The following is an 11,839-nucleotide window of genomic DNA, read 5'->3' as shown; positions in this document are numbered from 1 at the left end:
GGAGGTGGGCGCGGCGGCCCGGGGGGGGGGGGGGGGGGGGGGGCCCGCCCCCCCCCCCCCGCCCCGGCTCCGCCCGTCCGCCCCGGTTCGCCCGCCGACGTCCCGGCGACGGTCCTCAGTCGGCGAAGCCGATCACCAGCCACATGAAGCCCACACCGAGCAGCGTGCAGAGCAGCGTGGTCCGAGAGGGGTGCGGGCTGTGCGCCTCGGGCAGGATGTCCGAGGTCGCGAGGTACAGCAGGAATCCGGCGAAGAAGCCCAGGTAGAGGCCGAGCACCTCGACCGGGATGGTGAAGAGCAGCGTGATCGCCGCCCCGGTCACCGGCGCCACCGCGTCCGCCGCCAGCAGCGTGAGCGCCCGCCTGCGGTCGTTCCCGTACATCCGGGTGATCGTGTACGTGTTGAAGCCGTCCGCGAAGTCGTGCGCCACCACCGCTATGGCCACCACCGTGCCCACCGTGGTGCCCGCCTGGAAGGCGGCCCCGATCGCGAAGCCGTCCATCAGGCTGTGCCCGACCAGGGCTCCGGCCGCGGTCAGGCCGATGCCCTGCCGGGCGTGGTCGTGGTGCCCGTGGCCGTGCGTGTGGGCGGCGTACTCGCCCTCGTGGCTGCGGTGGATCGCCACCGCGCGCTCGATGATGTGGATCGTCAGGAAGCCGGCCGCGAACATCAGCAGGGCCTGCGGCACACCGTGGATCTCGTCCGGCGCGGCACGGACCGCCTCCGGCAGGAGGTCGAAGGCGACCACACCGAGCATCAGCCCGGCGGCGAAACCGAGCACCAGGTGCCGGCGGTCACCGGTGCGCTGGGCGACCCAGCCGCCGACCAGCGTCATCAGGAAGGCTGCGGCGGCGACCAGGACGGCGGTCACCGGTCGGCCTCCGCCGCTCGCTGCGCCGGGAAGGACGGACGGCGGGGCGCCGGTGCGCACACGGAACCGGGGATGCACCAGGAATCCGGGGCGGGCACCGTCCAGGGCGGGCGCACGGCTACGGGGGCGGGCACGGTCGGCGGTCTCAGCCGTCGGTGGCGGCGAGGTAGGCCGCGGCGAGTTGGGGCGAGCCCTCGACCGCCCAGCTGTGGCCGATCGCCGTGACGTCGAGTTCGCGCCCGCCGGGCAGGACCACCAGCGGGCGGTCGTGCTCGTCGAGCCGCCAGACCGTGCCGGGCACGCGCCGGCGCAGCACCGTGCCGAGATACAGGCCGGCGTCGTTGCCAAGCCACTCCGAGACCTCCGGATCGTCGCGCCAGCGCGGGAGCAGTTGGTCGAGCTGGGTCAGCGACGTCACTCCGTCGTCGAGCCGCACGCCCGAGTCGTCGGCGAGCTCGCGCAGCAGCCCGCACTCGGCGAGCAGGTCGGCCATCGTCGGCTCGTCCGGCTGCGGCGGGATGCCGCCCGGGTGGTGGACGTGCCGGGCACGCCACCTGTCCAGGAACCCGATTCCCATCCCTCCAGACTGACAGGGCCGCGGTGTCGGTGCAGCGGGCCGGGGCCGCGCCCGGCGCGGCGGGGCGGCCCCGGCCGCTCAGCCCGCTGCCAGGGGCAGGCCGAGGTGCGTGCGGGACAGCTCCCGCACGCCCTCGCCGTCGATCAGGTGGATGCGCCGGTAGCCCTCCTCCGCGGCGAGGTCGAGCGCCGCCTCGCCGAACCTGCCGGTGGTCAGGCGCAGCCCGCGCTCGGCGCCCTCCTCGCGGACCGCCTCGGCGAGGGTGCGCACCTCGTCCTCGGTCACCGGATCGGTGTTCCGGGACGCCCAGACCACCCAGCGGCCGGGCAGCGCGCTGTCCGCGGTGCCCTCGGCGGTGGCGACCAGCCCGATCGGCCCGCGCAGCCGCACGCTCCAGGAGCCCAGCCCGCCCCGGGTGAGCAACTCGCGCACCAGCTGGGCGAACTCGTTGGGCGACAGCTCGGCCGGGGCGGGCACCGTCGCACCGGCGGTGCCGTTCGGCACCACCGGCACGGGCCCGTACGGGTCGGGCGTGACCACGGCGGACAGCTCGCGCAGCCGCAACAGCGCCTCGTCGTGCTCCGCGTCGGCGTACACGCCCGGGGCCGGCTCGTCGTCGTCCACGACCGGGCTCCGGGCGCCTGCCGGGCCTGCCGGGTCCGCCAGGCCTGCCGGGTCGGCCACCAGGCGGGTACGGGCGAGCGCGTCGCGGTCGGCGTCCACGCTGAGCAGGCAGACCGGGTCGGCACCGGGCCGGCGCAGCCAGCCGTTCAGCACCACGCCGGCGAGGATCCCCTCGGTGTCCACGGCGTCGGCGGCCTGCAGCGCGCGCAGCGCCAGCCGGGCGGCCAGGCGGAGGTAGTCGGAAGACCGCTCGGCCGGAGCCCGCGGCACGGCTTCGGGCGTGCCGTCCTCGGCGAGCCGGTAGCCGGAGAGCGAGGGCACAACGTCGAGCGGCGGCAGGTCGAGGTCGAGGACGGCCGTCCGGGTCAGCGGGCGGAACAGGGCCCGGCAGGGGGACGGGATGTCGCGGGTGGCGACCTCGGCGGCGGCGAGGGCGCGCTCCAGCAGGGACTCCACCGCGGCCGGTTCGGACAGCCGGTACGCCCGTCGGCACTCCTCCAGGCTCTCGTTGTACTCGCGCACCGCCCGGGCCTTCGCCTGCTCGGTCTCCTCGTGGGCGGCCCGTGCGGCCCGGGACTCGGCCGCGGCGCCCTCGGCCTGACGGGCCCGCCACTCGCGCAGGTCGCGCTGGTGGCGCAGCCGGGCCTGGGCGAGTTCGCGCTGGTAGCCGGAGTCGAGCAGCCGGCGGGAGGCCGGTTCGTCGGGGGCGGCGGCCGGCGGCTGCGGCGGGGCGTAGTCGGCCCAGCGCGGCTCGGCCTCGACCGGCGGCAGGTCGGCGTCGGCCGGGAAGGGCCGCGGTTCGTAGCTGCGCAGCTGGCTCTCGAAGTCCATCGCGGAGACGGGGAGCGCCGCGCGGCGGAGCAGGTCCGCGAGGTGTTCGTGCTCGGCCTGCACGGTGAGGGTCCGATGGTGTGTCAGGGCGGCCGCGCGGGCGTGCACGGCGACGGTGTCCTCCTCCGACGGGCCGTCGGGGGCCTCCGCCCCAAGGTCGCGGAAGAGCGTGGCGAGGAACCCGGCCTGCAGCGGCTCGGCCGCCTCCGGGAATGTCTGGGCCGCGGCGGACGCCCGGGCCGAGGATGCCTGGGCCGAGGAGGTCCGGGTCGATGGTGTCCGGGCCGAGGAGGCGGCCGACGGGGTACCGTCCGGGCGGCTGTCGGGTGAATGCTGCATCAGCGGTCGATCCCCCACTACGTCACTGAGCCTCTACGTCACTGAACCACTGCGTCACTGCATCACTGGTCGTCCGGCGAGATCGCGGAGGCCCGGACCAGCCCGCGCGCGCTCGCAGGGGCCGCTCGGCCGCGGTCCCTGCGAGCATTCTCCACCGTTCGGATGCGATGGTCAGCCAACAACCGGAGTTGGCCACCGCAGTGCACCGACCGAGCCACCCCTGGGGTGCCCGTCGGCCACCGTGGTGCCGCCGTCGGGTCTCGGTTCGGTTCGGTCGGTGTCGGCGCTGTGCCCTCGGCTCCCTCCGGCGGTGGGTCAGTTGGTGCGGGTGTCAGTTGGTGCGGGTGTTGGTGAGGTGCTGTCCGATGTACCCGACGTAGATGCGGCCGCTGCCGGAGCAGTCGTCGAGGTAGTGCAGTCGGGGGGCGGTCGAACCGCCGCCGATCCGCAGGTGTGCTCCCATGAAGGCGCGTCGGGACGCGTCCACGCAGGGCGGCACCGGCAGCATCCGTTCGCGCTTCCACTTGGCGTGGCTCTCGACCGTGCGGGACTCCCAGCGGACGGCCTTGCGCGGCGGGAAGTGGTGGCAGCCGGGCGGGGTGTGCTCGCACCACGCCTTGAAGTCACCGCCGGCCTCACCTCGGACGGCTGCCGCCGCGTACTCCTGCAGGGCCGTCAACCCGTCCCAGGCGAGGCGCGCCCAGCCGGAGCCGTCGGGCTGCCCGTCCAGTGCGACGGTCTCCTTCTCGTCCCCGGTGAACTGCAGCAGCGGGAACTCGGCGAACCGGCAGACCAGCTCACCGAAGCTCTCGGGCACCAGTTCCTTGTCCGCGGCCGTGTCCCTGGCCAGGCGGGCGAACGCCGCCTCGGCGGGAGCGCGCAGCGCGGCCGCCGAGGGCAGTCCGGCCTCCGCCGGGACCGCGACGGGTGCCACCGGAGCCACGCAGAGCCTGCTGCCGGAGCGGGCCAGGCGCGGAGCGCTGCGACGGCGGCGCTCGTCGGCCCGGGGCCGCGGCACCTCGGAGGCCGTCCCGGAACGCACGGGCTGCCGGTGCTCCGGCGGCACGATCAGCGGGGGGACGGCGGCCAGGGCCGGCGGCACGGGGATCTCGGCGGCGATCTGCCGGGGCTCGCGGGCCAGCAACCCGGCCGCCCGGCGGGTGTCCTCCGACATCCGGCGGGTGGCGAGAACCTGGTGCCGTCCGGCGTCCGCGCGGGAGGCCGGGTCGACCTCGGGGAGGTACGTGCGCACCGCGCCCCCGTAGACCTTGTGGAACTCGAAGGCGACGTTGAACAGCGGCAGGGCGGCGTGGTCGAGGACGTGCAGCGAGGCCAGGCCCGTGAGCTGGTGCAGCACCGGCTGCACCTGGTCGGCCAGCCACTCCTCCAGCGGGGTGGACGGGGGCACGCTCGCGACGACGGCGGCCAGGCGCCGCTCCGGGTCGCAGAGCTGGTCGATCAGGTCGTCGACCTCGGCGGGGGTGACGACCCGCGGCTGGGCCGTCAGCGGTGCGGGGCCGTCGTGGGCGTCGAGCAGGGGCAGCAGGATCCGTGCGACCTCGGGCACCGGCACCCGGCCGGGGCTGCGGACCGGCGGACCGGAGGTGAGGTGCTCAGCCTCCAGCCGGAGCACGAGGGGCTCCTCGCCGCCGGCGGTCGTCGGGGCGCCAGCGGGAGCATCTGTGGGAGCGGCTGTGGCGATGGTGACGGTCAGCAGGTGGGTGCGGTGAGCGCCGTCCGGGGTGCGCAGCCGGCGTCGGGCGTAGCGGCCGGTGGGGCCCACCGGAGGGGTGTCACCGGAAGCACGGCCCTGGCCGGGGCCGTGGTCAGGGCCGGGGACGGTGTCGCGGTCGGGGGTGGTGGTGTCGGAAGCAGTGGCAGGTGTGGGCGTGGCCGGTGCCTCGGCGGACACCGGCAGTGGCCCGGTGTCGCGGTCCAGGAGCACGCGCTCGCCGAGTCTGAGCCGTTCCGTCCTCGGGGACCGGTCGGCCGGCGGGGGCTCGTCGTGGCCCTCCTGCTTGAGCCAGACGGCGAGTGCCTCGTCCACCAGGGCGAGGACGTCGTCGAAGGGCAGCGCGGTGGTGAGGGTCGTCCGGTAGGGAATGGCGCGTCCGGACTGGTCGGCCTGCCTGGGCAGGCCCGGTGGTTCGGCTGGGCGGCCGGAGGTCGGGGCGTGGTCTGACGTCATGCTCGGTACCTCCCGTGGTGCAGGGGTCGGGTCTGCGGTCCTCCATCGATGGGCTGGATGTCCGGCATCGGCCGGCGGGTGCCGGCGCGACGTCCTTGTGCTGGAAACGGAGACGCCCGGAGCGGAAGTTCCGACTCCGGGCATGGTTAATTCGTTCGAGTGTCACTCAATCGGCAGTTCGCGGTGGCTCCACCCCGCCGGCGCCGCACTGGAGGAGCCGCCGGTGGCCTCGGCGAGCCAGGCGTGAAAGTCCGTCACCCCGGCCTCCGGCACCCCCACTTCGATCCGCACCCCGGCGGCCTCGTAGGCCAGGTCGCGCACCTCGTACCCCGCCGCACGCAGGTCGTTCTCCAGCCGTCCGGCCTTGGTGTGGTCGGCCGGAACGGTGAACAGGGCCACCGGACGGCGCTCCAGCAGGCCGATCGCGTCGACGGCCTCGGAGACCGCGCTGCCGTACGCCCGCACCAGTCCGCCCGCGCCGAGCTTGATCCCGCCGAAGTAGCGGGTCACCACCGCCGCCGTGTCGGTCAGGCCGCGCCGCCGGAGCACCTCCAGCATCGGCACACCGGCCGTTCCGCTCGGCTCGCCGTCGTCGTTGGAGCGCTCGCGCCGCTGGTCCTCGCCGACCACGAAGGCGGTGCAGTTGTGCCGGGCGTCCCAGTACTGCTTGCGGATCGCGGCGATGAAGGCCTGCGCCTCGTCCTCGTCGGCGACCCGGGCGAGGTGGCAGATGAAGCGGGACTTCTTGATCTCGATCTCGTGGCTGCCGGCGCCCCGGACGGTCAGGTACGGCTTCGGGCTGGGCTCCGACATGGCGGGACGGGTCTCCGGGCAGGTGGGTGGTGGCGGGCGGCAGGCGACGGCGCTGCCGCGGCGGCGCACCGGTCGTCCCGCACGGGTGTCCCGCCAGCCTAACGCTCCGGGTCCTGCGCCGGTTCGGTGCCGGACCCGCCGCAGGATCGCCGCCTCCCCGCCTGGGCTGCCGGACGCCGGCGGTCAGCGCCCGGCGAGTGCGTCCAGCGCGGCGCGGTCGAGGCCGGTGAGCCGGGCGACCTCCGCCGGGTCGACGGCCCCGCAGTCCAGGCCGCGGAGCAGGTAGCCGCTGAGCGCGCGGGCGGTGGCCGGCTCGTCCATCACGTCGCCGCCGGCCTTGGCCACGTAGGCGGCGAGCCGGGCCGCGGCCGCCTCCAGGCCCTCGCGGTAGAAGGCGTAGACCGCGGCGTAGCGGGTCGGCAGGTGCGCCGGGTGCATGTCCCAACCCTGGTAGTAGGCGCGGGCCAGCGAACGGCGGACGAGGCCGTGGTGCAGCCGCCAGGCCGCGTGGACCTGCTCGGTGGAGCCGGTCGGGACCACGTTGGTGGAGCCGTCGGACAGCCGCACGCCGGTGCCGGCCGCGGCGACCTGCATCACCGCCTTGGCGTGGTCGGCCACCGGGTGGTCCATGCTCTGGTACGCCGCGCTGACCCCGCAGGCGGCGCTGTAGTCGAAGGTGCCGTAGTGCAGGCCGGTCGCCCGGCCCTCGGCGGCGTCGATCATGCGGGCCACCGTGGCGCGGCCGTCCGCGCCGAGGATCGCCTGCGTGGTCTCGATCTGGATCTCGAACCCGATCCGGCCTGCGGGCAGCCCCGCCCGCCGCTCGAAGTCCTCCAGCAGCCGGACCAGCGCCGTGACCTGCTCGGCGTAGGTCACCTTCGGCAGGGTCAGCACCAGCCCGTCGGGCAGGCCGCCCCCGGCCAGCAGCGTGGCGAGGAACAGCTCCAGGGTGCGGATGCCGCGGTCGCGGACGGCCGCCTCCATGCACTTGATCCGGATGCCGATGTACGGCGGGGCCGTCCCGCCGGCCACCGCCTCGGACACCAGACGGGCGGCCCGTACCGCGGCCGCGTCCTCCTCGGCATCCGGCCGGGGGCCGTAGCCGTCCTCGAAGTCGATCCGCAGGTCCTCGACGGGCTCCCGCTCCAGCTTGGCCCGGACGCGGGCGTGCACGTCGGCGAGCAGGGCGTCCGCGGGGACTCCGAGCGCCTGCGCGAGCTGCTCCGGCGTCGCGGCGTGCGCGTCGAACGCCTCCAGCGCCCGGCGTCCCCAGTCGTCCACCGTGTCGGCGCCGAAGGCGTCGGCCGGGACGTACACGGTGTGCACGGGCTGCCGGCTGCCGGAGTCCCCCGGGTAGCGGCGGGCCAGCTCGGCGTCGATCGGGGCCAGCAGGGCGGCCACGGCCGTCCGGGCCGCGTCGGAGAACGAGGCTCCACCTGCGGGAACGGTGCCGTCCAGCTCGACCTGCGCCATCAGAACTCCTCCACGACGCGCCGGCCGCACACCGCACCAGCGCTTCAACAAATTGTTGAGGCGACGGTAGTGTCCGCCGCGCCGGGGCGTCAATGGCGCACCCCCCGGTCGGAGTCGGCCGGGGGGTGCGTGGGGTTGTGGTGATGCACGGTTGCGCCGGTGACCCGGCGTGTGCCCGCAGCCGGTGGCGGCTACTCGCGGCCGGAGCTGACGTAGCGGTTCTGCAGCTGGGCCCAGATGCGGTTCACGTCCGCGGGGTTCACCGAACCGTCCGGGCGCGAGCCGGTGACCCCGTACTCGGAGGTCAGGAACTCGGCGAGGCTCTGCGGATCGGGCTGCTGCTCGTAGGTGTCGATGTACGAGATCAGCGCGTCGAAGCAGACGTCCGGGTCGAGCGGGTCGGCACCGGAGCGGCGGCCGCCCGGCCCTCCGGCGGACTCGACGCCCTCGGCATCGAAGTCCAGCCCCGCCAGCTCGGCGCGGTCGGCCTCGGCCTGGTCGAAGGGCAGCGGCTCCGCCGCGGCCCCGTCCCGCGCGAAGCGGCGCACGTCCTGCTGGAACTGCTCGGACTCGGCGTGGACGGTCTGCTCCAGGCGGATCGGACGACCGAGCCGACCGGGAGACACCTGCCCGGGGACGGGACGGGCCGTGCCCTGCTGCGGCCCGGCCTGGGGACGGCCCACGGCACCCGGCACCGGACGGCCCGGACGCTCGCCCTGGGCCGGACCGCCGAGGACCTGCGGGCCGGACGGCGGCAGGTCGCCCATCGGGCCGGCCTGGGCTCCGACGGGCCGCGGCTCCGCCGCCCGCGGCGGCTTGAACCACGGGGACATCCGGGCGCCCGGCGCCTCGGCGTCGTCGGACGGCTGCGAGTAGCTGCGGACCGCCCGGGCCATCCAGACGTTGGCCTGGGCGGCCTCCGGCTCGGAGACCGGCGTGCCGTCGTGCTCCGGCTCCTGGGCGTCCCGCAGCCGGACCGCGGCCAGCTTGGCCAGCGTCGGCACCGCCACGGCGGCCGACACCGCAGCCGGACCGGCGGGCGGGGCCTCGCCCTTCGTCACCTCCAGCGGACCGTCGATCCGGTCGAGGATGCCCGGGTCGAGCGGCACGCCGTACTTCGCCAGCTTGAGCGGCAGGAGCGCCTGGAAGGGAGCGGACCGGCGCCAACCGCGGCCGTACCGGAACCTCAACTGCGCGCGGTACACCAACCGGTTCTGCTCCAGCCGGACCGTCTCGTCGTAGGAGCGGAGCTCCCACAGCTTCATGCGGCGCCAGAGGCGGAAGGTCGGCACCGGCGAGAGGACCCAGCGCATCAGGCGCACCGACTCCATGTGGCGGTCGGCGGTGATCGCCGCGATCCTGCCCACCGCGTGCCGGGAAGCCTCGACGACCACGACGAACAGCACCGGGATGACCGCGTGCATCGCCATGCCGAGGGCGTCGCCCCAGGAGGCCGCCGCGTTGAACGCGATCGTCGCGGCGGTGAGCAGCCAGGCCGTCTGCCGCAGCAGCGGGAAGGGTATGCGCAGCCAGGTCAGGACCAGGTCCAGCGCGAGCAGCACGACGATGCCGGCGTCGACGCCGATCGGGAAGGCGTAGGAGAAGGCACCGAAGCCCTTCTCCATCGCGAGTTCGCGCACCGCGTTGTACGAGCCGGCGAAACCGATGCCGGAGATCAGGCAGGCACCGGCGGCGACCACGCCGAGTAGTGCCCGATGAGCGCGAGTGAGGGACGGGCGTGCCATGTAGTAGATCAACCCCTGGGGACCGGCTGCTGCCGTAAGCGACCGTTACTGCCGAATCCACCCTCGGCCGGACACGGGGTCTCCGTGCTGTGGACCGTCTCGGCCCACCGGATACTACTCGTACACGCGTTTCATCACGCCTCCCGCCCGGACGCCGGTGTCCGCTGTGGGGTGCCGTTGAGGTGCGCCAACACCGCCAGGACACGGCGGTTGGCATCCTCGGCCGGTGCCAGCTCCAACTTCGTGAAGATATTGGCAATGTGTTTCGCCACCGCACCGTCACTGACGGTGAGTCGGGCGGCGATGGCGGAATTGGAACAGCCCTCCGCCATCAATTCCAGCACCTCCCGCTCCCGGGGTGTCAGCCGCTGGAGCGGGCCCGAACCGGCCCGGCTCTCCATCAGTTTGGCGATCACGTCCGGGTCCATCGCCGTACCGCCGGCCGCCACCCGGCGGACGGCGTCGACGAACTGCTCGGCGTTGAACACCCGGTCCTTCAGCAGGTACCCCACGCCGCCGGAGCCGTCGGCCAACAGCTCCCGCGCGTAGAGCTGTTGGACGTGCTGCGACAGGACGAGGACCGGCAGGCCGGGGACCTGCCGCCGGGCCGCGAGCGCCGCCTGCAGCCCCTCGTCGGTCAGTGTGGGCGGAAGCCGGACGTCCACCACTGCGACGTCGGGCTTCTCGTTGAGCAGTGCCTCCAAGAGCTCGGGACCGGTCTCGACCGCCGCCGCGATGGTGAAGCCGTGCACCTCCAGGAGCTTGATCAGCCCTTGTCGGAGGAGGTAGAGATCCTCGGCGAGGACAACGCGCACGGCAACTCCATGGTGATGGTCGTCGGCCCGCCCGGCGGGCTGCTCAGCGAGAGCGTGCCATCGAAGGTACCCAACCTCCGCTCGATGCCGCGCAGCCCACTCCCCCGGCCGGGCTGAGCGCCCCCGCAGCCGTCGTCGGTGACCGTGACCCGGAGCAGTCCGGCCCGGTGGAGGATGTCCACCCAGACCCGTCGTGCCCCCGAGTGCTTGGCGGCATTGGCGAGCAGTTCGCTGATGCAGAAGTAGACGGCGGCCTCCACCGGCGGCTCGGGCCGCTCCGGCAGGCAGACGGTGACCTCGGTGGGCAGCGGGCTGTCCAGGGCCAGCGACCGCACCGCATCACCCAGCCCGCGCTCGGCCAGGACCGGCGGGTGTATGCCCCGCACGAGGTCGCGCAGCTCCTGGAGCGCCTTGGCGGAGGACTGCCTGGCCTCGGAGAGCAACTCGCGGGCCGCGGCCTGGTCGGTCTCCATCAGGTGCTCGATCGTGCCGAGCGTCATGCCGATCGCCACCAGCCTCGCCTGGGCGCCGTCGTGCAGGTCCCGCTCGATCCGCCGCAGCTCCGCCGCCTGGTTGCCCAGGGCATCGGCACGGGTCAACGTCAGCTCCTCGACCCGGCGCTTCAGCTGGGTGTTGCTGGCCCACCGACCCGGCTCCAGCACCCGTGCGGCCACGTCGAGGTGGGCACGCAGTGCGTACGGCGTGACCAGGAGGCCCACCACCGACACCAGCACGCCGAGCAGGAGCGACATGACGGACTTCAGCGGGTGGCTGCTGCCCAGCCCACCGTCGACGGCGGAGACGAGTGCGAAGACCGCCCCACCACCGAGCATCAGCACCGGCGGCACCAGGAAGAACGTCGCGGACCAGGGGTTGAGGAGCCACCAGATCGCGTCCCGCCTGGTCGTGGCGTCCCGCACGCTCCAGTGCACGAAACGGGCCACCCGGGCCACACCGTGCCGGCGGTGGTAGGAGAAGCCCGTCCACCAGTGGCCGCGCTCGTCACGCTCCAGCGGCGGCACGGGCGAGTACTCCGCCCGGACGGTGATCCCGCACCAGCGCCGGATCTGCGCCCTCGTCCAGCCCGCGCTGTGGCGGGAGCACTGGTAGACCGCCAGCAGACCGGTGGTCATCACCGTCACGAACACGCAGAACGGGAAGAACTCGAAGGTCTCGAAGATCCGGGCCGTCACACCGCCGGTGACGACCACGACCATGAACGGCAACAGGACGCTCAGGCTCGCGCCGCCGGCAGCGATCGCGGACCGGCCCACCGCCCGGACGCTCGCCCGGAGCCGCCCCGACGCTCCCCGCCCGACCACCTTCATCCCTTCGAGGGAAGTTGTGACTGCCACGGTGCTGCTCCCGACATCGACGTCCGACTGGCCACGGCATCAGTTTCCTGGCTGGGGCCATCGCAGCACATTGGCTGTGACACCCGTCTTTGGGGTGGACCTAGCACCACCCCCCGGCCGTGCCGAACCCGGAAATGCGAGAAGCCCCGCCCGGGGTCCCCGGGCGGGGCTTCTCAGAAGAATTGTTCGGCGGCGTCCTACTCTCCCA

General features: G+C 74.2%; 9 protein-coding genes. All 9 read right to left on the bottom strand.

From position 1 onward, the window contains the following. Positions 1-115: 115 nt before the first annotated feature. Complete coding sequence (locus AB0O09_RS38005; RefSeq protein ID WP_263108094.1) at positions 116-835, bottom strand: ZIP family metal transporter; 720 nt, start codon at positions 833-835, stop codon at positions 116-118. Positions 836-1,016: 181 nt separating this feature from the next. Then, a complete protein-coding gene (locus AB0O09_RS38000) occupies positions 1,017-1,448 on the bottom strand; it encodes a DUF6278 family protein (RefSeq protein WP_363550206.1) in 432 nt (143 codons plus the stop codon). 78 nt (positions 1,449-1,526) lie between these two features. Then, positions 1,527-3,242, bottom strand: coding sequence for a restriction endonuclease (locus tag AB0O09_RS37995; RefSeq protein WP_363550203.1), 1,716 nt, complete (start codon positions 3,240-3,242; stop codon positions 1,527-1,529). Between the two features lie 331 nt (positions 3,243-3,573). Beyond that, positions 3,574-5,430 (bottom strand): hypothetical protein, encoded by a 1,857-nt coding sequence (locus tag AB0O09_RS37990; protein ID WP_363550201.1) that lies wholly within the window; start codon positions 5,428-5,430, stop codon positions 3,574-3,576. Between the two features lie 162 nt (positions 5,431-5,592). Beyond that, entirely contained in the window at positions 5,593-6,243 is a 651-nt protein-coding gene (locus AB0O09_RS37985) for a YigZ family protein (protein WP_363550198.1), read from the bottom strand. Positions 6,244-6,426: 183 nt separating this feature from the next. Then, positions 6,427-7,716, bottom strand: a complete 1,290-nt coding sequence (locus AB0O09_RS37980) for an aldolase/citrate lyase family protein (RefSeq protein ID WP_363550196.1) — start codon at positions 7,714-7,716, stop codon at positions 6,427-6,429. 191 nt (positions 7,717-7,907) lie between these two features. Then, entirely contained in the window at positions 7,908-9,461 is a 1,554-nt protein-coding gene (locus AB0O09_RS37975; protein WP_363550193.1) for a DUF2637 domain-containing protein, read from the bottom strand. Between the two features lie 134 nt (positions 9,462-9,595). Next, positions 9,596-10,276, bottom strand: coding sequence for a response regulator transcription factor (locus AB0O09_RS37970; protein ID WP_363550191.1), 681 nt, complete (start codon positions 10,274-10,276; stop codon positions 9,596-9,598). After that, complete coding sequence (locus AB0O09_RS37965) at positions 10,228-11,631, bottom strand: sensor histidine kinase (RefSeq protein WP_363550189.1); 1,404 nt, start codon at positions 11,629-11,631, stop codon at positions 10,228-10,230. The genes AB0O09_RS37970 and AB0O09_RS37965 overlap by 49 nt, the downstream gene beginning before the upstream one ends. Between the last annotated feature and the right edge of the window lie 208 nt (positions 11,632-11,839).

The organism is Kitasatospora sp. NPDC093679 (assembly GCF_040683455.1).
Classification (GTDB): Bacteria; Actinomycetota; Actinomycetes; order Streptomycetales; family Streptomycetaceae; genus Kitasatospora; species Kitasatospora arboriphila.
The sequence above is the reverse complement of the archived record's forward strand: the minus strand, read 5'-3'. Positions and strand labels throughout refer to the sequence as shown.

Bases quoted from the DNA above. Each gene is read 5' to 3' on its own strand.
- AB0O09_RS38000 (WP_363550206.1), bottom strand. From the start codon at position 1,448: ATGGGAATCGGGTTCCTGGACAGGTGGCGTGCCCGGCACGTCCACCAC.
- AB0O09_RS37985 (WP_363550198.1), bottom strand. From the start codon at position 6,243: ATGTCGGAGCCCAGCCCGAAGCCGTACCTGACCGTCCGGGGCGCCGGC.
- AB0O09_RS38005 (WP_263108094.1), bottom strand. From the start codon at position 835: ATGACGCTGGTCGGCGGCTGGGTCGCCCAGCGCACCGGTGACCGCCGG.
- AB0O09_RS37990 (WP_363550201.1), bottom strand. From the start codon at position 5,430: ATGACGTCAGACCACGCCCCGACCTCCGGCCGCCCAGCCGAACCACCG.
- AB0O09_RS37975 (WP_363550193.1), bottom strand. From the start codon at position 9,461: ATGGCACGCCCGTCCCTCACTCGCGCTCATCGGGCACTACTCGGCGTG.
- AB0O09_RS37995 (WP_363550203.1), bottom strand. From the start codon at position 3,242: ATGCAGCATTCACCCGACAGCCGCCCGGACGGTACCCCGTCGGCCGCC.
- AB0O09_RS37980 (WP_363550196.1), bottom strand. From the start codon at position 7,716: ATGGCGCAGGTCGAGCTGGACGGCACCGTTCCCGCAGGTGGAGCCTCG.